This window comes from Agrobacterium sp. OT33 (assembly GCF_017313365.1).
GTDB classification, from domain to species: domain Bacteria; phylum Pseudomonadota; class Alphaproteobacteria; order Rhizobiales; family Rhizobiaceae; genus Agrobacterium; species Agrobacterium rhizogenes_A.
This window is the reverse complement of the sequence record NZ_JAFLMZ010000001.1, coordinates 21,704-43,800: the sequence shown is the minus strand read 5'-3', so window position 1 is coordinate 43,800 and position 22,097 is coordinate 21,704. Positions and strand designations below refer to the sequence as shown.

Sequence of the window (22,097 nt, the reverse complement as noted above, 5' to 3'; positions counted from 1 at the left end):
AAAACCGACGGAGCACTCTCAACTTGAATACGACTGGAGTTCCGATTTTTTGTAGGCTTTTACCAAGCTCCCCATTTTGTCGAAAATTTCCAGTTCGCCGGTTTCTTTGTACTCAACCATTTTCTGCCCGTTGCCGTAATATAGCGTACCGGGTGTAACCGACACCTGACCATTTTCACCGAATTTAAGAACTATGGCGGAACCGAAAAATTCCTTAAGCGCTTTTTCGCTGTCATGCATATACTGTCTCGACACTTCGCAATATGTTCCATCGAGAGAGTTGTTGAGTTCCGCCATCTTGACTTGGCCTTCGTAAACTCGGTCACTGATAAAATACGCGACCTGCTTTTTCACGACCGCCTCATCCTCACCATTCGCGATGCGTTTTGCACCCCACTCAGCGTACTGGGCATCGTACTCTTCGCGCGCTGGCACAATGATTTTTGATACTTGGCGCGGACTGGCTCTCGAAGCCATGGATATTAGCTCCTTTACAATCGCTTCTGCATTCTCCGCTGTCCGTTCGATCGGCTTGATGTAAGAGGACGAAATTATATACGTCGCCGCGGCGTCCATCGCGCTTACCGTTGCCTGCGGAATGGCGGCGGAGACTATCTCCTTTGTGGCAACAGTCTCCTGTTTTACTTTGGTAACGCGGGAAGCAAGCGATACGATCGTGTCAATGGCTTGCGCAGTCTTCTGCGGGTTGTCTGCGACAATATTGAGGATCGAGTTAGCGGCGCTATTCTGTGAGATGTCCCGCGTGGAAAAAGTTTGATTAAGAATGGTCAATGCCATCGAATTCGCAGAGATCAAAGTCATCAATATGCCTTTTGAAATCTGCCGCAAAATGCCCTCATCGGCTTTTGGGGCTGGAAATGCAGCGGCAAGTCATTTTAGCTGCATAAAATATAAATGCAACTTTATCGGGAGCTAGTTAATAAATCCTTTCCGCCCCCTTGTTTTTCAGGGGTCAACCCCTCGAAAGGCCATCCTTCAACGCATTCACCCGGTCGCGCAGCTGGGCCAGTTCCTCCAGCCCGCAGCCGGTGGCGCCGCCGATGGCCATCATGATCTTCACGCCCTCTTTTTTGAGGTCGGCACCCTTTGGTGTGAGAGCCACCAGCACCTGCCGCTCGTCCACCGTGCCGCGTTTGCGGGTTATCAGCCCTGCCTGTTCGAGCCTTTTCAGCAGCGGTGAGAGCGTGCCTGAATCCAGCCCCAGCATTTCGCCAAGCGCCTTGACGGTGGAGGTCTGCTTTTCCCAAAGCGCCATCATGACCAGATATTGCGGATAGGTAAGCCCGATCGGATCGAGCAGCGGTTTATAGGCACGTGTGAAAGCGTGCGCCGCGCCATAAAGGGCAAAGCATATCTGCTGGTCCAGCCTCAACAGGCTTTCCATCTTCGTGTCGTTGCCCTCTGCGCCCATAGTCCTGCTCCAAAATAAAACCGGGGAGGGAACAATCGGCCCCCGCTTTCGGTTCCTGCCGCATGGATGCGCGGCGAAATTTCGTGAAAACTATCGCAAAAAACAAATTTTCATTCAACGCGCAAAATCATATTGCGCACAATTTAATTGTTCGCTATAAAACATTCAACACCAACCCGAAGGGAGTAAATGCCATGCCTATTCTCTATACGACCAAAGCATCCGCCACCGGTGGCCGCGCTGGCAACGCCAAGTCGGAAGACGGCGTTCTCGACGTTACGCTGACCGTTCCGAAGGAACTCGGTGGCGATGGTGCCCGTGGCACCAATCCGGAGCAGCTGTTCGCCGCCGGTTATTCCGCCTGCTTCCTGGGCGCACTGAAATTTGTTGCCGGCAAGGAAAAGGTAAAGATTCCTGAAGACACGACTGTGACGGCGACAGTGGGCATCGGCCCGCGTGAGGATGGTGGCGGTTTCGGCATCGAAGTATCGCTGAAGGCGAATATTCCGGGTGTCGAGCGCGAAGTCGCCGAAAAGCTCGTTGCCGCCGCCCATATTGTCTGCCCTTACAGCCACGCCATGCGCACTTCCACGGAAGTGCCGGTCTCGGTTGCCTGATATTGCAGAGATGAAAAGCGAGGCCGGGCTTGTCCCGGCCTTCTTGTTTTCAGAAATAAAAATGCTATATTCTTTCTGAAGAAAGGATATGCGCCATGAATGTTCACGCCAAGACCGCCATGGATTCTCCCGCACAGGGCAGGGTCGTCACCAAGGCCGTCATCGCCGCCGCCGAGCGGCTGGGCCTGAATGCCGCCCGCACGGCGGATATTCTCGGCGTTTCAGCCCCTACGGTGTCGCGCATGAAGCGGCTCGATTTCCTGCTGGAGCCGGGCGCCAAGTCTTTCGAACTGGCAGTGTTGCTGATCCGGGTTTTCCGCTCGCTGGACGCAATCGCCGGCGGTGACGAGGTGGTGGCGAAGAACTGGCTGCGCAACCACAATGTTGCGCTGAACGCCGTGCCTGCCGACAAGCTGACCACCATTACCGGATTGATCGATGTCCTCTCCTATCTGGACGCCCGACGCGCTCCTGTCTGAAAAACGCGCCGTATCGGGAAAATACTGGCGGCTGGTCGAGGCGCAGCATCAGGTATCCACCATGAAGCTGGTGGATACGGTGGATGAGCAATCGCTGCTGGAAGATATTCTGGAGACGAGCAAGCGGCCGTTTCCGCCCGAATGCGCCGGTTTCGATTATCTTCTCGCCACGCCTTTCCGTTATGGCGCCGCCTATCCGCACGGTTCGCGTTTCCGCCGTGCGGGTTTCACCGAAGGGGTTTATTACGCTGCGGCGAAGGTGGAGACGGCGCTGGCCGAAATGGCCTTTTACCGGCTGCTGTTTTATGCCGAATCGCCGGGTACGCCGCTGCCCGCCAATCCCGCCGAATATTCCGCCTTCGCCGCCCGTGTCGCCACCGGTGCCGCACTTGACCTGACGAAACCGGAACTGAACCGCGACGAGCGGCTGTGGACCGATCTCACGAATTACGAGCCCTGCCAAGCGCTTGCCGACAAGGCCCGGGAGGCTAAGGTCGAGGCCATCCTTTATCGCTCGGTGCGCGATCCGGCAGGCGGCCTTAACATCGCAATTCTGTCGCCAAAGGCCTTTGCTGCCAAAACGCCTGTAGATCGAATGAGCTGGCGCATTCACCTGTCGAAAACCGGGGTGCAGGCCCTGTGCGAATTTCCGATGTGGCGGGCCGGTTTTTCTGTCTCGGATTTTGCCGGTGATCCGCGTCTGGCCGGCCTCTTGGGGTAACGGCCGCTGGCTAAGCGGACGCTGCCGCCTGTTTCTTCTCCCTACCGGGGAGAAGGCGGCCCGAAGGGTCGGGTGAGGGGGCAACGTTGCCGAATATCTCTAGCCTTGCCGCTCATCCCGCTGCCGCGGACTTCTCCCCGGCGGGGAGAAGAAACAATCGGCATCCCCTCGGCCTGTTCAGGCCCAGCCGCAAGCCTGAGTCCCGCTATTGCTTGCCCACACGGGCGCGCAGTTCTTCCACATGCGCTGCGATTTCCGGCGTTACGGCATCGCCAAAATCTTCCATTTCGAACAGCGGGCGGATTTCGATTTCGCTGCGCTCCAGCATCGGGTTGGGGCAGCGTTTCACCCACGCCACCGCCTCATCCATGTCCTTGACATTCCACAGCCAGAAGCCGGCGACCAGCTCGTTGGTATGCGGGAAGGGGCCGTCGACGACAGTGCGGCTGTCGCCATCAAAAACAACCCTCTTGCCCTTGGAGGAGGGGTGCAGGCCGTCGCCGGATTGCATGATGCCGGCATTGACCAGTTCCTCGTTGAATTTTCCCATTGCCTCCATGAGTTCAGTCGTGGGCATCACGCCATCTTCGCTGCTCTTGGTGGCTTTTACAAAAACGATTGCACGCATGGTCTTTCCTCCTAGATTGCGTTTTCCGGGTCGTTTCATTCGTAGTTTCGTTTTTCAGCACGACGGCCCGATGACATTCTGGCCGATAAAAGTGGCGTCATGCCGTCATGCCGTCAGCCGAGATCGATAAGATCGCGGCGCAGCCGGTCGGGGTCGCCACTGCCGATTTTCGCTTCGATTTCGGCATGGGTCTGTTCCCAGATGGGAAAGGCCGCCGCAAGCACGGCCATGCCATCCGCCGTCAGCCGCAACCGCTTGCCGCGCCTGTCCTTCGGGTCCTGTTCGATACTGACGAGCCCGCGCCGTTCCAGCGGCTTCAGCGCCGCCGTCAGCGTCGTGCGGTCCATGGCGAGAAGATGGGCCACCGGCCCCATCGGCGGCGGCTCCGGCCGGTTGAGCGACATCAGCAGGGAAAACTGGCCATTATTGATACCAACAGGCTTCAGCGCATTGTCGAACAGCCGCGCCAGAGCCCGCGCCGCACGCTGCGCATGCAGGCAGAGGCAGGCGTCCCGCACGAAAAGAGTTGTCGAAAAAGGAATCACGCTGGCGTTTGACATGGGATAAATATGTTGATATCAACCTAATTAGTCAAGCGGAACTTGATGCTCCGCTGATGGTTTAACTGACTTTCAATACAGAAATAGGCGGTGCCCTCCGGTGGAGCGGGGTGGTGCCGTGGTGAAAGACGGATCCAAGGAGGAAAGATCATGTCTCATCCCGTCGTTTCGAAAGAGGAGTGGCTTGCGGCCCGCCGCGATCTGCTGGTGAAGGAAAAGGAACTGACCCGCGCCCGCGACAGGCTGAACGAAGCCCGGCGTGCATTGCCCTGGGAAGAGGTGACGAAGGACTATATTTTCGACGCGCCTTCCGGCCCGAAATCGCTGAAGGAACTGTTCGGCGATTGCAGCCAGCTCATCGTTTATCACTTCATGCTGGCGCCTGACTGGGAGGAGGGCTGCACCGGCTGTTCCTTTTTCGCCGACCATGTCGATGGCGCGATGATCCATCTGAAACATGGCGATGCGGGTTTCGTCGCGGTTTCCCGCGCGCCGCTTGAAAAGATCGAAGCCTATAGAAACCGCATGGGCTGGAAGTTCCCGTGGGTTTCCGCAGCGGACAGCGATTTCAATTATGATTATCAGGCTTCCTTCCGTGATGAGGATATCAAGGGCGGGGCCATCACCTATAATTACCGTGAAATCGAACCGATGGGCGATCTGAAGGATCTGCACGGCGTCAGCATTTTCGCCAAGGGCGAAGATGGCAAGATTTATCACACCTACTCGGCCTATGCCCGCGGCATGGAACAGGCGCTCGGCACGTTGATGCTGCTCGATCTGGTGCCAAAAGGCCGTAATGAAGACGGTGTAATGGATTGGGTGCGCCGGCACGACCAATATGAGGACGCGCCGAAAGCCGCATCCTGCTGCCACTGAAAACAGACAGACGAGGAGGAGACGACAATGGAAATGGAAAGCGCCAAGCCGCAGAAGGAACACGAGTTCCTGTCGAGGATCGTCGGCGACTGGGTCATGACCGCCAGTTCGGGCCATGATTGTTATGACGCCAACGATCCCTCGCAGCGATTCACCGAGACGGTCCGTTCCATCGGCGGGTTGTGGATCGTCGGTGAAGGTACCGGCAGGATGCCCGATGGCGACCAGATGACGGCCGTGATCACGGTCGGTTTCGATCCGGCCAAGGGTAATTTCGTCGGAACCTGGATAGGGTCGATGATGACCAATCTCTGGGTCTATCGGGGCTGGCTGGAAGAGGACGGCAAGACCCTGACACTGGAAGCCGAAGGCCCGGCCTTCGACGGTTCCGGCCGCATCGACACCTATCACGACGTTCTGGTGCTGCATGACGACAATCACCGCAGCTTTTCCGGCAGCGTCCGCCAGCCGGACGGCACATTCAAGACCTTCATGACATCGGAATTCCGGCGCAAGGCATAAAGCCTGCCGGAAGCAAAAAGCGCCGCCGCACCCCGCGGCGGGCGATCCCGCAAACACAGACGCCCCATCTCCCAAGGAGAAGACAATGTCGGATACACATGGAAAATTCATCTGGGTCGAACTGATGACGCCTGACATGGAAGCTGCCGCCCGCTTTTATGGCCATGTCATCGGCTGGCAGACCAAGGATTTCGGTTCGCCGGAAATGCCCTATCTCGTGCTGGAGGCTGACGGCAAAGGCATGGGCGGCGTGATGGAGCTGACCGAGGAGCACAAGGGCGCGGGCATTCCGCCGAACTGGACCGCCTATGTCGACGTCGATGACGTGGATGCAACGGCGGAACAATTTGCGGCAAAGGGCGGCGCGATCAGGCGCCCGCCAGAGGATATTCCCGAAATCGGCCGTTTTGCCGTGGTGGCCGATCCCTTCGGCGCGGTCCTGTGCATCATGACGCCGCTGCCGATGGAAACCGGCGGTTTCCCCGAGGATATGCAGGCCAAACAGGGCCATGTCGGCTGGTACGAACTCTTCACCGACAATGTCGATGAAGCCATGGCCTTTTACGCCGACGTGTTCGGCTGGACCAGGGACCATGATTTCGACATGGGCGAGATGGGCCCGTATCGTATCTTCGCCCATAACGGCAAGGGCGTTGGCGGCATGATGAAACGCATGCCGGAAGTCCCGGTCTGCCACTGGGGTTATTATTTCAACGTCGATGGCATCGAGGATGCCGTCACGCGTGTCAGTACCGGCGGCGGCAAGATCGTCAACGGCCCGATGGAGGTTCCCGGCGAAAGCTGGATCGTCAACTGTATGGATCCGCAGGGTGCTTATTTCTCGCTGGTGTCGCAGAAGAAATAAGAATATTGGCCCCTCCCGCCATTCGGCCGGCGGGAGGGGCAATCGTTTCGCAAAACGTCAGGCCGAGGCGAAAAACGCTTCCGGATCATCCACTTCCACCAGCCGGCGTTTGTCGATCAGCCAGAAACGGGTTCCGACCGCCCGCACGAAGCTCCGGTCGTGGGAGACGAGCACGCAGCTCGCCTGCCTGCCGGTGATTTCCGCCTCCAGCGCTTCCTGCCCCTCGATGTCGAGATGGTTGGTCGGCTCGTCCAGCAGATAGAAGTTCGGCTCGGTCAGGCGCAACACCAGCATGGCAAGCCGCGCTTTCTGCCCGCCGGAGAGCGATGCGATGCGTCGTTTCTGCATTTCCATATCGATGCCCGCACCCGCCAGCAAACCATGCGCGCGCTGGTCGCCAATGTCGAAGCGGTGCGTGATGAGCGCAAGTGGCGTGCGCCTGTCGTCGATTTCGGCAAGCGACTGGTCGATATATCCGGCCACCAGCGAGGGCGTGGCCCTGATGCCCTCCACCACCTCGCCGTCGGCGGCTACCGCCGCCTTCAGGAGCGAGATCAGCCGCGTCTTGCCGACGCCGTTACGGCCAAGAATGACGATGCGGTCGCCCTGGCGGATGAACTGCCGGCCGGTGCGCAACAGCAGGGCGCCATCGGGCGTCGAAACGGGAATGTCCTCCAGCGTCACCAGAACCTTGGCATGTGTGCCGCGATTGGCGAGCTGGATCTTTCCGGCGGATCGTTCCTGATGGGCGGGACGCGCTTTTTCCTCCAGCTTCTCGGCGCGCTCGCGCAACTGCCTGGTCTTGACGGTCAGAAGATCGCTGCCCGAATTGATGCCGATATTGTTGAGCTTCGCCGCCTGCCGGCGCAATTGCTGCACCGTCTTCATGTCGCGCTCGAAGCGCCGCTCATCGGCCGCGTCCTCTTCCTCGAGCGCCGCCCGCGCATGGCCATAGGGCAGCCGGAAGAATGAGGAATTGTCCGGCCGCAGGAACAGCGTGGATCTGGTGACGTTGTCGAGAAAGGCGCGGTCATGGCTGACGATGACCACCGCCGTATCGCGCGGCAATTGTTGGAGAAACCCTTCCAGCACCCTGATTTTTTCGAGGTCGAGATGGTTGGTCGGTTCGTCGAGCAGGAGAATATCCGGCTCGGTGATCCATGCCCGTGCCAGCATGGCGAGCCGCTGCCAGCCGCCGCTCAGCGCCTGCAGCGGGCGATGGCGATAGCTTTCCGGCACGGCCATGTCGTCGAGGATGATGTCGGCGCGCCAGCTGTCGCTGTCGATCACATCCGCCGGCAGGGCGGACAGCACCGCGTCGCGCATGGTCTTTTCCAGAAGGGCCGGGGGCAGATGCTGGTGGACGATGGACTGCGTCAATCCGCGCTGCCGGGTGATATCACCGCTGGTGGCATCCAGTTCGCCAGCAAGGCAATTGAGCAGGGTGGATTTGCCGCAGCCATTCGCGGCGACGATGCCGATGCGGTCTCCCGCATGGATGGTGAGGCTGAGACCGGAAAAAAGCGGTTTGCCCAGAATGATTCCGAGGTTTCGAAGCGTAACAAGAGTCATGATTTATCTCTGGCGGCACGGGCCATCGACGAAGGCTCGCCTGCGCCATGCGGGCAAGGCGACCGGTTCGCGATGATCCGTAATGAAATATGCGCGATGGCAGACTAGCTGCGTTCCGCGCGGCCTTTAGGGCAAACCAGAGATGTCGTCCGTCCGGTCAGCCCTGCAAACGTATCTGCAGGGCAGAAAGGTGGCGAATCTGGCGATAGCGCCAAAAGCAGGAAATATCCATGCGAAGCCTCCTTTCCGATACGGGTTGAACTGTTTGATGATTAGCAGCGGCGGGGATGGGAGGCAATGGGTTTTGCCGTCGGTCGGGATGATGGGGCGGCAGAGAAATCCTCGGAACAATCCGCTGGCCACCAAAAAAGATACTCAACTGGTCAGATTGTCGCCGTTGGCAGATAAATTGACAGCCCATAAGAGGGGCGCGGGTGAAGCCGCGATTACATGTTTTCTAAATAATTGCTTTGTCAAATTGAACCTTATACGGTACAAGGATTTCAAATGAAGCGCATCGTGGCGACATTCTTCGCGACGGACGAGGGAGCGGAGCCTGTTAAAGACTGGCTTATGTCACTCGATAAGGACGACCGCCGCATGATCGGGTCTGACATTGCGACCGTTGAGTTCGGTTGGCCAATTGGAATGCCCATTTGCAGGCCCATTAGGGATGGTGTTCGTGAAGTCCGTTCCAGCGTCAAAAATGGAAAGGTTGAAGCCAGAACCTATTTTGGAGTTGATGGCGGGATAATGCTCCTGCTTCACGGGGAAGAAGGCAAGGATGGCCAACAGGATGCGATCAAACTGGCGATCAAGCGTTGGAAAGAGCATCAGGAGCGATCCAGGCGATTGAAAAAGATCGATAAAGGGAAAAAGAAATGAGCGATGCGAAACCTTCTGTCGGCGGTACCCTTGAAGATTTCCTTGATGGGCTTGGCGAAAAAGAAGAAATCTATGGCGAGGCGATCAAGCGAGTTTTGGCATGGCAGATCGAAGAGGCCAGAAAGAAGCAATCGCTCACCAAGTCCGAAATGGCTGCGAGAATGGGTACCAGCCGTACCCAGGTCGAAAGAATACTCGATCCTCACAATGTCGCCGTCTCGCTCGATACGCTCGAGCGAGCGGCCCGTTCAGTGGGTAAAAAGCTGAGGATCGAGCTTGTCGACGCCTAGCCGCTTTAGCCGTTACCGCTTCAAACTACCCAAAATCCCGCGCACGATCGCGCGTCCCACTGAGGTCGCGACCGAGCGGGCGGCACTTTTCATCGCCGCCTCGATCACCGTTTCGCGCTGGTAGCCGGTCTTGCGTGTGCCGCCATTGCGCGAGCCGGTGGAGGCCGGTGCGGGCTCTTCGTCGCCGAAGCCGGGCAGGCGCCAGCGTCCGGAGGCGTTGTCGGACTGGTTGGCGGCATTTTCCTCTTCCGCGCGCTTGGCGGCCTCGGCTTCCGCCACCTTCTGGGCGCGGGCGGCGAGGATTTCGAAGGCGGATTCCCGGTCGATATCCTTGTCATATTGGCCGGCGACGGGGCTCACATCGATCAGAGACTTGCGCTCCGCATCGGTGAGCGGCCCGACGCGGCCCGATGGCGGGCGCACGAGGGTGCGTTCCACGATGGAAGGCGCGCCCTTGTCATGCAGGGTGGAAATCAGCGCCTCGCCCGTGCCGAGCGTGGTGATGGTGTCGGCGGTGTTGAAGGCCGGGTTCTGGCGGAAGGTGTCGGCGGCGGTGCGCACGGCCTTCTGCTCGCGCGGCGTATAGGCGCGCAGCGCGTGCTGCACGCGGTTGCCGAGCTGGGCAAGAACGGTTTCCGGCACGTCGAGCGGGTTCTGCGTCACGAAATAAACGCCCACGCCCTTGGAGCGGATAAGCCGCACAACCTGTTCCACGCGTTCCACCAGCACCTTCGGCGCATCGTTGAACAGCAGATGCGCCTCGTCGAAGAAGAACACCAGGCGCGGCTTTTCCGGATCGCCGACTTCAGGCAGTTCCTCGAACAGTTCCGAGAGCATCCAGAGCAGGAAGGTGGCGTAAAGGCGCGGGTTCATCATCAGCCGGTCGGCGGCGAGAACCGAAATGGTGCCGCGACCATCGGTGCCCACACGCATGATGTCGGCGATCTTCAGCGCCGGTTCGCCGAAGAAATTGGCGGCACCCTGCTGTTCGAGAACCAGCAGCCCGCGCTGCAGCGAGCCGACCGAGGACTTGGAAATCAGGCCGAACTGGTTGGAGAGCTCAGTTGCATTTTCGCCCATGTAGTTCAGGAGCGATTGCAGGTCTTTGAGATCGAGCAGCGGCAGCCCGCCCTGATCGGCGATCTTGAAGGCGATGTTGAGCACGCCTTCCTGCGCTTCCGAGGCATCCATCAGCCGGGCGAGCAGCAGCGGCCCCATTTCGGCGATGGTGGCGCGCACGCGATGGCCTTTTTCACCGTAGAGATCCCAGAAGATGACGGGCGACTTGCCGTAAGAAAAATCGGTGAAGCCGATCTGTTCGGCACGTTTCTGCACCCAGTCTTTCGCTTCGCCCTCGGCCGCGATGCCGGAAAGGTCTCCCTTGATATCGGCGCAGAAGACAGGAACGCCGGCCTTGGAAAAACCTTCGGCGAGAACCTGCAGGGTCACGGTCTTGCCCGTGCCCGTCGCGCCGGTGATGAGGCCATGGCGGTTGCCGAATTTCAGTTCCAGATATTCGCCCTTGTTCAGGCTGTCGTCCGGATTGCGGCTGGTGCCGATATAGAGCTGTCCGTCCTGCAACATCGACCATTTTCTCCTGCGGCTGATGCATGACCCTTAAATCGCAGTGGATTTTGCAAAAGTCATGTCCGAATTAAAAGCGTAACTGGCATTCCGTGGCCTTTCCTCGCGGAAGCGGCCTTTTCATAGTTTGGTTGTGATGATCTTATAAGGACAGTTTCGAGGCGCAACAACTGCTTGATGGCGATGAATAAAAAGCGCTTGATGAAAGTTGCCGCACCTATCCGTGGCCGCTTGAATGCGGCATGAGATTGTTTTACGTTGACGTTAACGTCAGTTATTCGATGTTGGCGTCGTTTTTCAACAGGAGGCAAGAATGAACGAAATCATTGATCAGATCGCCGCGAAGGCAGGTATCGACCCTCAACTGGCCGAAAAGGCCGTTGGCATGATTCTCGGTTTTCTCCAGCGCGAAGCGGCCGACGGCCCGATCGCCAAGATGATCGAAGCCATTCCGGGCGCCAGTGATCTCGTGGCGCAATATAACGGCGAGGGCACCGGCAATGGCGGCGGCGGTCTGCTGGGCGGACTGATGAGCGCGATCGGCGGCGGCGGCATCATGGGTCTCGGCCAGCAGTTGATGAGCCAGGGCATCGGCATGAGCGAGATTTCCACGCTCGCCAAGGAAACCATCGCCGTTGCCCGCCAGCACGCCGGTGACGAGACCGTTGACCAGGTGATCGCCTCGGTTCCGGGCCTCAGCCAGTTCGCATAAAGCGACATTAATCCATTGCGGGGCGCGGTGGCTGTTCTTTGAACCGCCGCCGCGCCTCTTCTATGTCCGCATGGTGCGTTTCCGCCCAGATCCACACGCCGCAAAAGGCGCTGCCCAGCGTGCGGCCGAGATGGGTGAGATCATAATCCACATGCGGCGGGATGACGGGGTGCACGGTGCGGCGCACCAGCCCGTCGCTTTCCATCTGTCTCAGCGTTTTTGTCAGCATCTTCTGGCTGATGCTGCCCACATGTTTGCCGATCTGCGTGAAGCGCAGCGTGCCGTGCTCTTCCAGCACTTCCAGAATGAGCATCGTCCATTTGTCGGCCACCTTGGCGATGATGTCCTGAACCAGCGCCTCGATGATCGGATCGGTTTCCGTGGGCGGCGGAACCTTGCGCCGGCTCTCGATGGCCGGGTCGGCGGCGTGCCGTTTCATTTTACACTCTCCTTTGGGTAAGTATAAATCTTTTGGGTGCCTACTTTCGATTGGAGAGTATCATAGCTAACTTCCTTTCAGCCAACAAGCAAAGGATGCTGCAATGAAAATCACCGGCAACACCATTCTCATCACCGGCGGCGGTTCCGGCATCGGCCGGGCGCTGGCGGAAGCGTTTCATCAGGCCGGCAACAGGGTCATCATTTCCGGCCGCCGCAAGGCCATGCTCGACGAGGTGACGGCAGCCAATCCCGGCATGGCCTCGATGGTCATGGATGCGACGGACGCCGCAGGCATCCGCGCGTTTGCCGAAGCTCTGGTGAAGGCCCATCCAAGCCTCAACGCCGTCATCAACAATGCCGGCATCATGCGGCCGGAAGAGATCGCCGCCGCGCCGGATTATCTGGATACGGCCGAAGAAACCATTGCCACCAATCTTCTCGCGCCCATCCGCCTGACGGCGGCGCTTTTGCCGCATTTCCTCAAGCAGCCCGCCGCTACCGTGCTCACGGTCTCCTCCGGCTTGGCCTTCGTGCCCATGGTGCTGACCCCCACCTACAGCGCCACCAAATCGGCCATTCACGCCTATTCGGTCGCGCTTCGGGAGCAGCTGAAGGAGACGCCGGTGGAGGTCATCGAAATCGTGCCGCCCTATGTGCAGACGACGCTGATGGGCGAGGGACAGGCCAATGACGAAAGGGCCATGCCGCTCGACGCCTTCATTTCCGAGGTTATGGATATCCTCAAGAACCGCCCGGATGAGAAGGAAGTTGTGGTGGAGCGCTGCAAGCCGCTGCGTTTTGCCGCGCAGAACGGCAATTTCGATCAGGTCTTCGCCATGATCAACCATATGCATCCTTGAGTGCAGGTGTCTGTCGCACAAGGACATCCTGTGATAGCGTCGCGCTCTTTCCCGCGGAGCGCGCGCTTTCATGGCCCAAGGCCGGTTCCTGATGCCGAAAACCAGCATGCCCGGTGTCGCCGCCGTGGTGGCGGATAGCGATCGTTGCTTTCCGCGCCATATGCATGATCAATTCGGCATCGGTCTCATCGAACGCGGCGCGCAGAAATCGCTCTCCGGCCGTGGCATGGTGGAGGCGGGCGCCGGCCATGTCATCACCGTCAATCCCGGCGAGGTGCATGACGGCATTCCGCTTGGAGAGGGCGGCCGCGCCTGGCGGATGCTTTATCTCGACATCGATATCGTTCGCGATGCAATTGCCGATGTCTGCGAGAAGGATCACGGCTCTTTCGAATTTGCCTATCCCGTTGACGCAAGGCCGCTGGCGCAGCGGTTCAACGCTGTCTTTTCGGCCGTCACTGCGAAGGAACGGCCGGGCGAAACCCTGCATGGCGATGAGACCTTGCTGATGCTTCTGGCGGCAGCAATGGAGACGGCGGCGAAGCCGGGCGAAATCGCCGCACCCGAGAATATAAAGCGGGCGAAAAGCCGCATCGATGACGACCCTGCCCACCCGTTCCGCCTTGCCGATCTGGCCGGGGAGGCCGGCATGAGCCAGTTCCGCTTCCTGCGGGCCTTCGCCAAAGCGACCGGCCTGACACCGCACAGTTATCTTCTCCAGCGGCGCGTGCATGTGGCACGCCATGAGCTGACCAGAGGCACACCGCCCGCCGAAGCGGCCTTCATCGCCGGTTTTGCCGACCAGAGCCATCTGAACCGGTTCTTCGTGCGGCAATTCGGGGTTACGCCGGCGGTTTACCGGGCGGCGCTTTCGTAGGGCAGGTTACTCCAAAAGCGAAAGGTCCCGTGCGGCATGTCTTGGGTTTCAGGGGAGCGCAGGACGCACCCCTCTTCCTCATTCCTGTGCTTGTCACAGGAATCCAGCCAGCCCAAGTCTTTGGGCTGAAAGGACTCCTCCGCCACACAGACGCGCGTCGACTGGATTCCTGTGACAAGCACAGGAATGAGGGGGAGGGAGCCTCTGGACATCAACCCTGCAATTTCATCCAAGACACCCACCCCACGCACCATCATGCTCCCGTCCTCCACCCACAGGACACACCCACACCATGACACCCGAATTCCTCATCACATCCTTCATCGTCGCCGCGTCTCCCGGAACCGGCGTGGTCTACACGCTGGCCGCCGGTCTTTCGCAGGGGGCGAGGGCGAGCGTCATTGCGGCTTTCGGCTGCACGCTCGGCATCGTGCCGCATCTGCTCGCCGCCATCACCGGGCTTGCCGCCATCCTGCACACCAGTGCGCTGGCCTTCGGCATCGTCAAATATCTGGGGGTCGCCTATCTTCTCTACATGGCGTGGAACACGCTGCGGGAAGACGGTGCGCTGAAGATCGACGATACGAGGGAGCCTCAGAAGGCGGCCCGCGTTATCGGCGAGGCGATCCTCATCAATCTGCTGAACCCGAAACTGTCGATCTTCTTTTTCGCCTTCCTGCCGCAATTCATCGCGCCGGATGAGGCTTTGCCGACATGGCGCATGGTCGATCTCGGGCTGATCTTCATGGCCATGACGTTTCTGGTCTTTGCGCTTTATGGCTGCTTTGCCGCCTCGGTCCGGCGCCAGGTGATATCACGCCCGGCGGTCCTCGCCTGGCTGAGGCGCAGCTTCGCGGCCGCTTTCGTGGCGCTGGGTGCGAAGCTGGCCCTGACCGAGCGATAAACGGGACCGAATGGCCCCGTCGCCTCAGTCGTCCCAGTCGGGCGCGAGGTGGCCGGGGCTGACGATGCGGCCATTCGGCCTGGCAAGCGCGTGGATCGCCCGCATTTCCTCTTCCGTCAGCGCGAAATCGAAAACATCGAAATTCTCTTTCAGGCGGCTTTCCGTCGCCGTCTTGGAAAGCGCCACGATATCCGGCTGCTGCACCGCCCAGCGCAGGGTCACCTGCGCAGCGGTCTTGCCGTGTTTCGCGCCGATATCCTTCAGAACGGGATCGTTAGGCACCTTGCCATCGGCCATCAGATAATAGGCCGTCACCGACATTCCGTGCTTGCGTGCGGCCGAAATCACCTTCGTCTGGTCGAGATAGGGGTGATATTCGATCTGGTTGGTGGCAAGCGGCGTATCGGACAGTTTCACCGCTTCGTCAGTCAGCGCCACGTTGAAGTTGGAAATGCCGATATTGCGCGCCTTTCCGGCCTTGCGCACCGCGTTCAGCGCGCCCATGCGCTCGGCAAGCGGCACGTCACTCTTCGGCCAGTGCAGCAGCAGCAGATCGACATAGTCGGTCTTCAGTTTCGCAAGGCTTTCATCGACGGAAGCGAGAAAATCGTCGTGGCGGAAGCGGTCCACCCAGACCTTGGTGGTCAGGAAAATATCGTGCCGGGAAATGCCTGACTGAGCGATGACCTCACCGACTGCGCCCTCGTTCTTGTAAATCTGCGCGGTATCGACATGGCGGAAGCCGAGCTTCAGCGCCTCCGGCAGAATGCGCCTGATATCGTCTTCCGGAATGCGGAAGGTGCCGAAACCGAGGGCGGGAATATTCGCGCCATTCGCGCTGACGTCATACATGGGATGTCTCTCCTGTTTGCTGAAAACATGGCCGGCGGCGGATGCCGGGCGGGAAGCCGTCTTTCATTAACTGGTGTCCGCGCAATCGGTTTCAACCCGGCGGGACGATATCACATCAGCACATAATCCACCGGTCGCGGATCGGCCGGCAGATCGGTCTCGCCCATCGCCTCGCGCAGATTGATCTCGATGGTGGTGGCAAGCGCATTGATCGGCAGTGCGTTGAAGCCGGTGCCGAAGGGGTCTTCCAGCTCGTCGGACAGGGCATCGAGACCGAAAAACGTATAGGCGATAAGCGTGCTGGTGAAAGGCGTGGCCCAGCCGAGCAGATCCGTGAAACCGAACGGCAGCAGCAGGCAGAAGAGATGCGCGGTGCGGTGAAGCAGCAGCGAATAACCGAAGGGAACCGGCGTGTGGCGAATGCGTTCGCACGATGCCTGCGCGGCCGTCATCTGCTGCACGGTGGCATCCAGCATCTGCAGCTGGATATCGCTGATCTGCCCCTTCGCATTGGCGGAAACCAAAGCATCGGATATTTCGCGCAGCAGCATGTCCGGCTTGTTGCGGCTGCGGGCATAGGCTTCCGAAATGTCCTCGGGAATGAGGCGGGCTGCGGTGGCGGTCGCTTCACCGGGGCGCAGATGCGAGACCAGCGCGTGGCAGAAGGCGATTGCAAGATCGATGATCCGCCGGCGGGCAACGGGATCGGCAATATCCTGCCGGCTCTCCAGCATGGTGCTCTGGCGTGCCAGCGTGCGCGCCACGGTCATCAGCGCGCCCCATTGCTTGCGCGCCTCCCACCAGCGGTCGTAACAGGCATTGGCGCGAAAGCCGAGGAACACCGAAAGCGCGATACCGAGCAGCGAAAATGGCGCGCCATTCAGCGCTGGCACCAGATCCGGCCGGTCCTTGTGCGCCCAGACCACCACCGTCGACAGCAGGAAAACGGCAAGCACCTGCGGAAAGATGCGGGCGATGATGGAGCCGCGCAGGATGGTGAAAAGTTGCAGCAGGTTCGGTTTTGGACGAACGATCATGGTGGAGACTCAAGATGCCTGTGATGGTGGCGGGGACGCGAAAATCCCCGCGCATATTTACATGATGGCACATCGGGCTTGTCCACTCCTTTTTGCGCGGTTGCGCCCGGCAGCAGGCGGAGTTACCCCATCGAGTGATGTCGGCGAAATGTCGGCGACACGATCAAAATGGGCGCATGGAAGGAAATGTCGCATGTCACGCTCACAACGGTTGCTTGATCTGTTGCAGATCCTTCGCTCCCACCGCATGCCGGTCAGCGGTGCGGCCCTTGCCGCGCAGACCGGCGTCAGCCTGCGCACGCTCTACCGCGATATAGCGACGCTTCAGGCGCAGGGCGCGGATATCGAGGGTGAGGCGGGCGTGGGTTATGTGCTGCGCCCCGGCTTCCTTTTGCCGCCGCTGATGTTTTCCGGGCAGGAAATCGAGGCGCTGGTGCTGGGTTCGCGCTGGGTGGCGGGCCGTGCCGATGCGGGGCTGGCCGAGGCCGCCCGCGCCGCGCTCGTCAAGATCGCCGCCGTGCTTCCCGATGCCCTGCGCGAGGAACTCGACAATTCCACGCTTCTCATCGGCCCCGGGCAAGCCGTGGCAACCATCCGCGTCGATCTCGCCGAAATTCGCGATACGATTCGCAAGGAGAGCAAGGTCGTGATGACCTATCGTGACGAAAAGGGAGAGTTGACGGAGCGGGTGATCTGGCCATTCGCGCTCGCTTTTTTCGATCTGGTGCGGGTGGTGCTGGCATGGTGCGAAACGCGGCAGGATTTTCGCAGTTTCCGGGCCGATCGCATCGAAACTTTCCGGCCGATGGACAGCCGTTATCCCCGCCGCCGGCAGGCATTGCTGAAAGAATGGCGCGAGCGCGAAAAACAGCGGCGACGGCAGGATCATGCTGACAAAAACTGACAGCAGGCGGGTCTAGACATCGTTCATCAGCAACACAGGAGAACGACCATGAGCCACCCCGATTTCACCATCCTTTACGTCGACAATCCGCCAGCAAGCACGGAGTTTTACAAGGCTCTGCTGGGCACGGACCCGGTCGAATCCTCGCCGACATTCTCCCTCTTCGTTCTTCAGAACGGCATGAAGCTCGGCCTCTGGTCGCGCCACACGGTGGAGCCGAAGGCATCGGTGACGGGCGGCGGCGGCGAGCTTGCCTTCCGTGTCGAAAACGATGCGCAGGTGGATGAGACTTTCGCCGGATGGCAGGCAAGAGGCGTCCCCATGCTGCAGCAGCCCGCGAAAATGGAATTCGGCTACACGTTTACGGCCACCGACCCCGACAACCACCGCCTCAGGGTCTATGCCTTCGCGGGCTGACGCTACTTCTTCACCGCCACCACAAACAGCCGTGGAAAGCGCAGAAGCAGGCGGCCGTCCGCCATCGGCGGATAGGCCGCCTTGATGCGCTGCGTATAATCGCTGAGGAAGGCTTCGCGGTTTTCCTCACCGGCGGCGGCGAGATAGGGGCGCAACCCCGTGCCCTTCACCCATTCGACGATGCTTTCCGCATCCTTCATCGGGTGATTGTAGATGGTGTGCCACACATCCACGCGGGCGGATTTCGGCGCCAGCGCGTTGAAATAGTCGGATGGCGCGGGCAGGGGTTTGCGCCGCAGCCTGCCATCGACAAAGGTATCCTTCCAGGAGCCGTTGGCGCCGGTGTCCTCCATGGCGCGATGTGTCGGTTCCTGCAGATTGTCCGGCATCTGCGCCGCCAGAACCCCGCCGCTTTCCAGCTGATCCATCAATTGCGAAAGAACGGCAAGATGATCGGGCACCCATTGGAAAACCGCGTTCGCATAAAGCAGGTCGGCCTTCTGGGCCGGCCGCCATTGCGAAAGATCGGCCTTGCCGAAACGGGTATTCGGCAGCCGGTCGGCGGCCTTTTCCAGCATGTCGTCATCGCTGTCGATGCCGGTGATGACATTGACGCCGTAGCGGTCGGTCAGAAGCTCGGTGGAATTGCCCGGCCCGCAGCCGAGATCATAGCCGTTCAGCACCCGTTCCAGCGGCACCTGCGCCAGAAGGTCCCGGGCGGGACGTGTCCGCTCATCTTCGAATTTCAGATATTGCTGGGCGGACCATGCCATGATTTCCTCCTGCCAGAGAGCTGTAAGACCGGGAGCATCGCACGGGCGAAATGCCCCCGCCATCATCCGATGCATGAATTATTGTGATGAACCTATTCATCAACCTTTTGTTTCGCCTCATAAAACATCTTTATCGGGGCGTCGCTTTGTTATTTTCCATCAAAATCTGAAATCGCGGCAATTAAAACTTGACCTCATCAGGCGAGAGGCATTCACTCCGGCCGATTTCCAGCACATGCCCGACTGAGAGCTTGCAGCGCTCTTCATCCGGCAATGCATCAGAACAAAAAAGACGGAGCGTTTTTACCGAACGAAAACGCTTGAAACAGGAGCCTACCATGAGCGTCGATACAGCACCCCGATCAACCACCTGGACCTATGTTGACGGTCAATGGCTGCCCGGCAACCCGCCGCTCATCGGCCCGACCTCGCATGCCATGTGGCTGGCCTCGACGGTGTTTGACGGCGCGCGCTGGTTCGATGGCGTGGCGCCCGATCTCGATCTGCATTGCCAGCGCGTCAACCGCTCGGCCGTTAATATGGGCATGAAAGCGACCATGACGGCGGAAGAGATCGAGGCCCTGGCGCTGGAAGGCGTCAAGAAATTCGACGGCAAGATGGCGATCTATATCAAGCCGATGTACTGGGCCGAACACGGCATGCCCGGCAGCGTCGTGGCGCCGGATGCCAGCTCCACCCGTTTTGCCCTCTGCCTGTTCGAAGCGCCGATGGATGCCGGCAAGCCGCTGACGCTTACCGTTTCGCCGCTGCGCCGTCCTTCGCCGGAAACCGCGATGACCGACGCCAAGGCCGGCAGCCTTTACCCCAATAGCGGCCGCGCCATTCTGGAAGCCCGTTCGCGCGGTTTCGACAATGCCCTGATGCGCGACATGAACGGCAATGTCGCCGAATCGGCCTCCGCCAACATCTTCATGGTCAAGGACGGTGTTGTCCTCACCCCGGTGCCGAACCGCACCTTCCTTGCCGGCATCACCCGTTCGCGGGTGATCGGCCTGCTGCGCCAGGCCGGCTTCGACGTTCGCGAGGCGACCTTGTCGGTCGAGGATTTCCGTGAGGCCGATGAAATCTTCTGCTCGGGCAATTATTCGAAGGTGTCGCCGGTCATAAAGCTCGATGATCGCGAGCTGCAGGCCGGACCCGTGGCGCGCAAGGCGCTGGATCTCTACATGGACTGGGCGCGTCTCGGCGCAGACGTCTGAGCCGTTAGCCCCCCCTTTTCAGAAGCCGCGGTGGGTCCGTACCTGTCGCGGCTTTTATTTTGAACTGCGAGCCTGAGCGGCCTCACCGTTTCCGCACATCCGGCAAGGCAGCGGCAAGCGCCCGCAACGGCGCGGTCATATGTTTGTCGCGCCTGAGCGCCAGCGCGATCCGGCGCTCCAGCGGCGGGTCGAGCGAGCGCCACTCAAGCCCGGATGCCACACCTTCATGCTCCATGGCCATGCGTGGCACGATGGCAAGGCCAAGTCCTGCACCCGCCAGTTTCTTGATGGCCTCGACACTGCCCAGTTCCATGGCGGGCTGCACGGTGCGGCCGCTCGCTGCAAACCATTGATCCACCAGCCTGCGCGTATTGCCGCCCTCATAAAGCAGCAGCGGCTGCCTCGATAATGTTTCGGCATTCAGTGTCTTTTCGCCGGTGCCCCGTGGAAAAACCGCGACCAGTTCGTCGAGATGGATGTCGCTGATATCAAGGCTACGGCCGCTGGCGGGCAGGGCCACCACGGCGGCATCGATGGTATTGGCCTCCAGGAGCCGCAAAATATCGTGGGTATTGCCGGTCTGTACGACGATGTCGATACCCGGCATGGCCTGGCGGATTTTGCCCAGCACCGGCGGCAGCAGGTAGATGCAGGCGGTGGCGCCCGTGCCGATACGCAGCCGCCCCGTCACCCCGCTGCGATGCGGCGCAACCGTCTCGATGGCATGTGCCACCTCTTCCGCGATCCGCCTTGCATGGATGAGAAAATCCCGGCCGGCAGCCGTCGGCTGCGCCCGCCTGCCGACCCTTTCGATCAGCCGCACGCCGAGCTGCTTTTCCAGCAACCTTATATGCAGGCTGATGGCCGGCTGCGTCAGCCCCGCCTTGTCGGCGGCGGCGGAAAAACTGCCGAGATCGGCCACATCCATGAAGCTGCGCACCTGCCGCAGATCGAGGTCCATCATCAAAGAAAACCTTATCGTTTGTATAAGACAGATAATCTTTATTTTGATCGCGCCGCAATGCACAATGATGGCGTGAATGATCCGCAGGACAGCAAGAATGACCCCTTCCACCGTTTCCAGCCCTTTGATCCGCCCCTGTGAAGAGGCGGATATTCCAGCCATTACCGAAATCTACCGGGATGCCGTGCTTTATGGCCGCGCCAGCTTCGAGATCGATCCGCCGGCCGCCGAGACGATGGCCGAGCGCCGCCGCCTTCTGGTGGAAGGCAATTATCCCTATCTCGTCGCCGAAGTCGGCGGAAAGGTAGCCGGATATGCCTATGCCGGCGCATATCGTGCGCGCCCGGCCTATGGCGCGGCGGTTGAGAATTCCGTCTATATCGATCCGGCCATGAAAGGCATGGGCATTGGCCGCAAGCTTCTCGATGCGCTGATTGAGGATGCGACCGCGCGCGGCTTCCGCCAGATGATTGCCGTCATCGGTGACAGCGCCAACGCCGCCTCGATCGGCGTGCACCGCGCCGCCGGTTTCGAGCATGTCGGCACTTTCAAATCCATCGGCTGGAAACATGGCCAATGGCTCGATACGGTGCTGATGCAACGATCACTGGGCGAGGGTGATACCACGCCCCGTTTCTGACCGATCAGGGCTTCGTGGAGCCGGGAATTTCCACCTTCAGCGTATCGCCGGCAAGTTCGCTGCCCAGCTCCACGGCCTTGGTCTTCTTGTCATAGACGCAGATGTGGCTGACCGTCGCATCCGCGCCCTTCGCCTTGCCGGTGAGGATGGCAAGGCCGTAATTCTCGCTGCCGACAGGATCGACCACCGCCTTGGCATCCTCGATCATGTCCCTGGCGCCCGCAAGGCAGGCGGTCTGCACATCGGCCACGAATTCCTTCCACGCCTCATCGGAGGATGCGGCGGCGGGCAGCGCAAGCGATGAAAAGGCGCTGACGAGAAGGACGGAGCGGATCATGGGACGTGGGAAGCGGCGGGTCATGGAATTTCCTTCCTGCAATCTCGCTCAAGAGCGAACCGATAGGGTGGAAAACGGTACGCCAGGGTTGTGAAACAAATATGGTGGCGGCTGGGTTGAGAGGA

28 protein-coding genes are annotated in these 22,097 nt (G+C 59.9%); 16 read left to right on the top strand and 12 right to left on the bottom strand.

The features are described 5' to 3' along the window. Nucleotides 1–18: 18 nt before the first annotated feature. Entirely contained in the window at nucleotides 19–822 is an 804-nt protein-coding gene (locus tag JZX88_RS00265; RefSeq protein WP_174030895.1) for a hypothetical protein, read from the bottom strand. 151 nt (nucleotides 823–973) lie between these two features. Then, nucleotides 974–1,432, bottom strand: coding sequence for a MarR family winged helix-turn-helix transcriptional regulator (locus JZX88_RS00260; RefSeq protein ID WP_206912204.1), 459 nt, complete (start codon nucleotides 1,430–1,432; stop codon nucleotides 974–976). A 194-nt stretch (nucleotides 1,433–1,626) separates the two neighbouring features. Between JZX88_RS00260 and JZX88_RS00255 the strand changes: the two genes are divergently transcribed. From JZX88_RS00255 to JZX88_RS00245, 3 genes are all read left to right on the top strand, one after another. Then, entirely contained in the window at nucleotides 1,627–2,049 is a 423-nt protein-coding gene (locus JZX88_RS00255) for an organic hydroperoxide resistance protein (protein ID WP_003509379.1), read from the top strand. Between the two features lie 95 nt (nucleotides 2,050–2,144). Next, nucleotides 2,145–2,528 (top strand): MbcA/ParS/Xre antitoxin family protein, encoded by a 384-nt coding sequence (locus JZX88_RS00250; protein ID WP_065115107.1) that lies wholly within the window; start codon nucleotides 2,145–2,147, stop codon nucleotides 2,526–2,528. Further along, on the top strand, nucleotides 2,488–3,249 hold the full coding sequence (locus JZX88_RS00245; RefSeq protein ID WP_206912203.1) for an RES family NAD+ phosphorylase: 762 nt from the start codon (nucleotides 2,488–2,490) through the stop codon (nucleotides 3,247–3,249). The genes JZX88_RS00250 and JZX88_RS00245 overlap by 41 nt, the downstream gene beginning before the upstream one ends. Before the next feature lie 205 nt (nucleotides 3,250–3,454). Here JZX88_RS00245 and JZX88_RS00240 read toward each other — a convergent pair whose 3' ends face one another. Together JZX88_RS00240 and JZX88_RS00235 are read right to left on the bottom strand one after the other, a co-directional pair. Further along, the gene (locus tag JZX88_RS00240) at nucleotides 3,455–3,877 is read right to left on the bottom strand and encodes a YciI family protein (RefSeq protein ID WP_065115109.1); all 423 of its coding nucleotides are present in this window, start codon (nucleotides 3,875–3,877) and stop codon (nucleotides 3,455–3,457) included. Nucleotides 3,878–3,990: 113 nt separating this feature from the next. Continuing rightward, entirely contained in the window at nucleotides 3,991–4,437 is a 447-nt protein-coding gene (locus JZX88_RS00235; RefSeq protein WP_046798570.1) for a MarR family winged helix-turn-helix transcriptional regulator, read from the bottom strand. A gap of 150 nt (nucleotides 4,438–4,587) precedes the next feature. Between JZX88_RS00235 and JZX88_RS00230 the strand changes: the two genes are divergently transcribed. The 3 genes from JZX88_RS00230 (at nucleotide 4,588) to JZX88_RS00220 (ending at nucleotide 6,703) form a co-directional block, all read left to right on the top strand. Beyond that, entirely contained in the window at nucleotides 4,588–5,316 is a 729-nt protein-coding gene (locus JZX88_RS00230; RefSeq protein WP_110757395.1) for a thioredoxin family protein, read from the top strand. Between the two features lie 27 nt (nucleotides 5,317–5,343). Continuing rightward, entirely contained in the window at nucleotides 5,344–5,838 is a 495-nt protein-coding gene (locus tag JZX88_RS00225; protein WP_065115111.1) for a DUF1579 domain-containing protein, read from the top strand. An 85-nt stretch (nucleotides 5,839–5,923) separates the two neighbouring features. Beyond that, the gene (locus JZX88_RS00220) at nucleotides 5,924–6,703 is read left to right on the top strand and encodes a VOC family protein (protein ID WP_065115112.1); all 780 of its coding nucleotides are present in this window, start codon (nucleotides 5,924–5,926) and stop codon (nucleotides 6,701–6,703) included. A gap of 57 nt (nucleotides 6,704–6,760) precedes the next feature. Here JZX88_RS00220 and JZX88_RS00215 read toward each other — a convergent pair whose 3' ends face one another. After that, nucleotides 6,761–8,275: an ABC-F family ATP-binding cassette domain-containing protein gene (locus tag JZX88_RS00215; protein ID WP_206912202.1), complete on the bottom strand. Its 1,515-nt coding sequence runs from the start codon at nucleotides 8,273–8,275 to the stop codon at nucleotides 6,761–6,763. 507 nt (nucleotides 8,276–8,782) lie between these two features. Between JZX88_RS00215 and JZX88_RS00210 the strand changes: the two genes are divergently transcribed. Next, nucleotides 8,783–9,160: a type II toxin-antitoxin system RelE/ParE family toxin gene (locus JZX88_RS00210; protein WP_065115114.1), complete on the top strand. Its 378-nt coding sequence runs from the start codon at nucleotides 8,783–8,785 to the stop codon at nucleotides 9,158–9,160. Further along, a complete protein-coding gene (locus JZX88_RS00205; RefSeq protein WP_110757401.1) occupies nucleotides 9,157–9,450 on the top strand; it encodes an XRE family transcriptional regulator in 294 nt (97 codons plus the stop codon). Before JZX88_RS00210 ends, JZX88_RS00205 begins: the two co-directional genes overlap by 4 nt. 12 nt (nucleotides 9,451–9,462) lie before the next feature. Here the strand turns inward: JZX88_RS00205 and JZX88_RS00200 are convergent, their stop codons facing one another. Further along, a complete protein-coding gene (locus JZX88_RS00200) occupies nucleotides 9,463–11,034 on the bottom strand; it encodes a helicase HerA-like C-terminal domain-containing protein (protein ID WP_142855457.1) in 1,572 nt (523 codons plus the stop codon). A gap of 313 nt (nucleotides 11,035–11,347) precedes the next feature. On the opposite strand from JZX88_RS00200, the gene JZX88_RS00195 reads away from it, so the two are divergent. Beyond that, nucleotides 11,348–11,746, top strand: a complete 399-nt coding sequence (locus JZX88_RS00195; protein WP_065115117.1) for a DUF937 domain-containing protein — start codon at nucleotides 11,348–11,350, stop codon at nucleotides 11,744–11,746. A 7-nt stretch (nucleotides 11,747–11,753) separates the two neighbouring features. On the opposite strand, the gene JZX88_RS00190 is transcribed toward JZX88_RS00195, so the two are convergent. Further along, on the bottom strand, nucleotides 11,754–12,185 hold the full coding sequence (locus JZX88_RS00190; RefSeq protein ID WP_206912201.1) for a helix-turn-helix domain-containing protein: 432 nt from the start codon (nucleotides 12,183–12,185) through the stop codon (nucleotides 11,754–11,756). A gap of 103 nt (nucleotides 12,186–12,288) precedes the next feature. Here JZX88_RS00190 and JZX88_RS00185 point away from each other — a divergent pair, with 103 nt between their 5' ends. The 3 genes from JZX88_RS00185 to JZX88_RS00175 all read left to right on the top strand — a co-directional run bounded on the left by JZX88_RS00185 (nucleotide 12,289) and on the right by JZX88_RS00175 (nucleotide 14,828). After that, nucleotides 12,289–13,047, top strand: coding sequence for an SDR family oxidoreductase (locus tag JZX88_RS00185; RefSeq protein ID WP_206912200.1), 759 nt, complete (start codon nucleotides 12,289–12,291; stop codon nucleotides 13,045–13,047). Between the two features lie 70 nt (nucleotides 13,048–13,117). Continuing rightward, a complete protein-coding gene (locus JZX88_RS00180; protein ID WP_206912199.1) occupies nucleotides 13,118–13,924 on the top strand; it encodes an AraC family transcriptional regulator in 807 nt (268 codons plus the stop codon). A 292-nt stretch (nucleotides 13,925–14,216) separates the two neighbouring features. After that, nucleotides 14,217–14,828, top strand: coding sequence for a LysE family translocator (locus JZX88_RS00175; RefSeq protein WP_110757411.1), 612 nt, complete (start codon nucleotides 14,217–14,219; stop codon nucleotides 14,826–14,828). Nucleotides 14,829–14,852: 24 nt separating this feature from the next. Here JZX88_RS00175 and JZX88_RS00170 read toward each other — a convergent pair whose 3' ends face one another. Together JZX88_RS00170 and JZX88_RS00165 are read right to left on the bottom strand one after the other, a co-directional pair. Further along, a complete protein-coding gene (locus JZX88_RS00170) occupies nucleotides 14,853–15,680 on the bottom strand; it encodes an aldo/keto reductase (RefSeq protein ID WP_206912198.1) in 828 nt (275 codons plus the stop codon). Between the two features lie 110 nt (nucleotides 15,681–15,790). Next, nucleotides 15,791–16,717, bottom strand: a complete 927-nt coding sequence (locus JZX88_RS00165) for a bestrophin family protein (protein ID WP_206912197.1) — start codon at nucleotides 16,715–16,717, stop codon at nucleotides 15,791–15,793. A gap of 193 nt (nucleotides 16,718–16,910) precedes the next feature. Here JZX88_RS00165 and JZX88_RS00160 point away from each other — a divergent pair, with 193 nt between their 5' ends. Both JZX88_RS00160 and JZX88_RS00155 read left to right on the top strand, forming a co-directional pair. Next, entirely contained in the window at nucleotides 16,911–17,621 is a 711-nt protein-coding gene (locus JZX88_RS00160; RefSeq protein WP_206912195.1) for a YafY family protein, read from the top strand. Nucleotides 17,622–17,669: 48 nt separating this feature from the next. Then, entirely contained in the window at nucleotides 17,670–18,038 is a 369-nt protein-coding gene (locus JZX88_RS00155) for a VOC family protein (RefSeq protein ID WP_206912193.1), read from the top strand. Between the two features lie 2 nt (nucleotides 18,039–18,040). Here the strand turns inward: JZX88_RS00155 and tam are convergent, their stop codons facing one another. Next, a complete protein-coding gene (tam, locus tag JZX88_RS00150; protein ID WP_206912191.1) occupies nucleotides 18,041–18,811 on the bottom strand; it encodes a trans-aconitate 2-methyltransferase in 771 nt (256 codons plus the stop codon). Between the two features lie 338 nt (nucleotides 18,812–19,149). On the opposite strand from tam, the gene JZX88_RS00145 reads away from it, so the two are divergent. Next, entirely contained in the window at nucleotides 19,150–20,031 is an 882-nt protein-coding gene (locus JZX88_RS00145; RefSeq protein WP_206912190.1) for a branched-chain amino acid aminotransferase, read from the top strand. 82 nt (nucleotides 20,032–20,113) lie between these two features. On the opposite strand, the gene JZX88_RS00140 is transcribed toward JZX88_RS00145, so the two are convergent. Continuing rightward, on the bottom strand, nucleotides 20,114–20,995 hold the full coding sequence (locus JZX88_RS00140) for a LysR family transcriptional regulator (protein WP_206912189.1): 882 nt from the start codon (nucleotides 20,993–20,995) through the stop codon (nucleotides 20,114–20,116). Between the two features lie 97 nt (nucleotides 20,996–21,092). Between JZX88_RS00140 and JZX88_RS00135 the strand changes: the two genes are divergently transcribed. Beyond that, nucleotides 21,093–21,635 carry a GNAT family N-acetyltransferase gene (locus JZX88_RS00135; RefSeq protein ID WP_206912188.1) on the top strand — a complete coding sequence of 181 codons (543 nt, stop codon included), beginning with the start codon at nucleotides 21,093–21,095 and terminating at the stop codon, nucleotides 21,633–21,635. A 4-nt stretch (nucleotides 21,636–21,639) separates the two neighbouring features. Here JZX88_RS00135 and JZX88_RS00130 read toward each other — a convergent pair whose 3' ends face one another. Beyond that, nucleotides 21,640–21,996 carry a hypothetical protein gene (locus JZX88_RS00130; RefSeq protein ID WP_077767651.1) on the bottom strand — a complete coding sequence of 119 codons (357 nt, stop codon included), beginning with the start codon at nucleotides 21,994–21,996 and terminating at the stop codon, nucleotides 21,640–21,642. Nucleotides 21,997–22,097: the final 101 nt, after the last annotated feature.

Bases quoted from the DNA above. Each gene is read 5' to 3' on its own strand.
- JZX88_RS00265 (WP_174030895.1), bottom strand. From the start codon at position 822: ATGACTTTGATCTCTGCGAATTCGATGGCATTGACCATTCTTAATCAA.
- JZX88_RS00260 (WP_206912204.1), bottom strand. From the start codon at position 1,432: ATGGGCGCAGAGGGCAACGACACGAAGATGGAAAGCCTGTTGAGGCTG.
- JZX88_RS00255 (WP_003509379.1), top strand. From the start codon at position 1,627: ATGCCTATTCTCTATACGACCAAAGCATCCGCCACCGGTGGCCGCGCT.
- JZX88_RS00250 (WP_065115107.1), top strand. From the start codon at position 2,145: ATGAATGTTCACGCCAAGACCGCCATGGATTCTCCCGCACAGGGCAGG.
- JZX88_RS00245 (WP_206912203.1), top strand. From the start codon at position 2,488: ATGTCCTCTCCTATCTGGACGCCCGACGCGCTCCTGTCTGAAAAACGC.
- JZX88_RS00240 (WP_065115109.1), bottom strand. From the start codon at position 3,877: ATGCGTGCAATCGTTTTTGTAAAAGCCACCAAGAGCAGCGAAGATGGC.
- JZX88_RS00235 (WP_046798570.1), bottom strand. From the start codon at position 4,437: ATGTCAAACGCCAGCGTGATTCCTTTTTCGACAACTCTTTTCGTGCGG.
- JZX88_RS00230 (WP_110757395.1), top strand. From the start codon at position 4,588: ATGTCTCATCCCGTCGTTTCGAAAGAGGAGTGGCTTGCGGCCCGCCGC.
- JZX88_RS00225 (WP_065115111.1), top strand. From the start codon at position 5,344: ATGGAAATGGAAAGCGCCAAGCCGCAGAAGGAACACGAGTTCCTGTCG.
- JZX88_RS00220 (WP_065115112.1), top strand. From the start codon at position 5,924: ATGTCGGATACACATGGAAAATTCATCTGGGTCGAACTGATGACGCCT.
- JZX88_RS00215 (WP_206912202.1), bottom strand. From the start codon at position 8,275: ATGACTCTTGTTACGCTTCGAAACCTCGGAATCATTCTGGGCAAACCG.
- JZX88_RS00210 (WP_065115114.1), top strand. From the start codon at position 8,783: ATGAAGCGCATCGTGGCGACATTCTTCGCGACGGACGAGGGAGCGGAG.
- JZX88_RS00205 (WP_110757401.1), top strand. From the start codon at position 9,157: ATGAGCGATGCGAAACCTTCTGTCGGCGGTACCCTTGAAGATTTCCTT.
- JZX88_RS00200 (WP_142855457.1), bottom strand. From the start codon at position 11,034: ATGTTGCAGGACGGACAGCTCTATATCGGCACCAGCCGCAATCCGGAC.
- JZX88_RS00195 (WP_065115117.1), top strand. From the start codon at position 11,348: ATGAACGAAATCATTGATCAGATCGCCGCGAAGGCAGGTATCGACCCT.
- JZX88_RS00190 (WP_206912201.1), bottom strand. From the start codon at position 12,185: ATGAAACGGCACGCCGCCGACCCGGCCATCGAGAGCCGGCGCAAGGTT.
- JZX88_RS00185 (WP_206912200.1), top strand. From the start codon at position 12,289: ATGAAAATCACCGGCAACACCATTCTCATCACCGGCGGCGGTTCCGGC.
- JZX88_RS00180 (WP_206912199.1), top strand. From the start codon at position 13,118: ATGGCCCAAGGCCGGTTCCTGATGCCGAAAACCAGCATGCCCGGTGTC.
- JZX88_RS00175 (WP_110757411.1), top strand. From the start codon at position 14,217: ATGACACCCGAATTCCTCATCACATCCTTCATCGTCGCCGCGTCTCCC.
- JZX88_RS00170 (WP_206912198.1), bottom strand. From the start codon at position 15,680: ATGTATGACGTCAGCGCGAATGGCGCGAATATTCCCGCCCTCGGTTTC.
- JZX88_RS00165 (WP_206912197.1), bottom strand. From the start codon at position 16,717: ATGATCGTTCGTCCAAAACCGAACCTGCTGCAACTTTTCACCATCCTG.
- JZX88_RS00160 (WP_206912195.1), top strand. From the start codon at position 16,911: ATGTCACGCTCACAACGGTTGCTTGATCTGTTGCAGATCCTTCGCTCC.
- JZX88_RS00155 (WP_206912193.1), top strand. From the start codon at position 17,670: ATGAGCCACCCCGATTTCACCATCCTTTACGTCGACAATCCGCCAGCA.
- tam (WP_206912191.1), bottom strand. From the start codon at position 18,811: ATGGCATGGTCCGCCCAGCAATATCTGAAATTCGAAGATGAGCGGACA.
- JZX88_RS00145 (WP_206912190.1), top strand. From the start codon at position 19,150: ATGAGCGTCGATACAGCACCCCGATCAACCACCTGGACCTATGTTGAC.
- JZX88_RS00140 (WP_206912189.1), bottom strand. From the start codon at position 20,995: ATGATGGACCTCGATCTGCGGCAGGTGCGCAGCTTCATGGATGTGGCC.
- JZX88_RS00135 (WP_206912188.1), top strand. From the start codon at position 21,093: ATGACCCCTTCCACCGTTTCCAGCCCTTTGATCCGCCCCTGTGAAGAG.
- JZX88_RS00130 (WP_077767651.1), bottom strand. From the start codon at position 21,996: ATGACCCGCCGCTTCCCACGTCCCATGATCCGCTCCGTCCTTCTCGTC.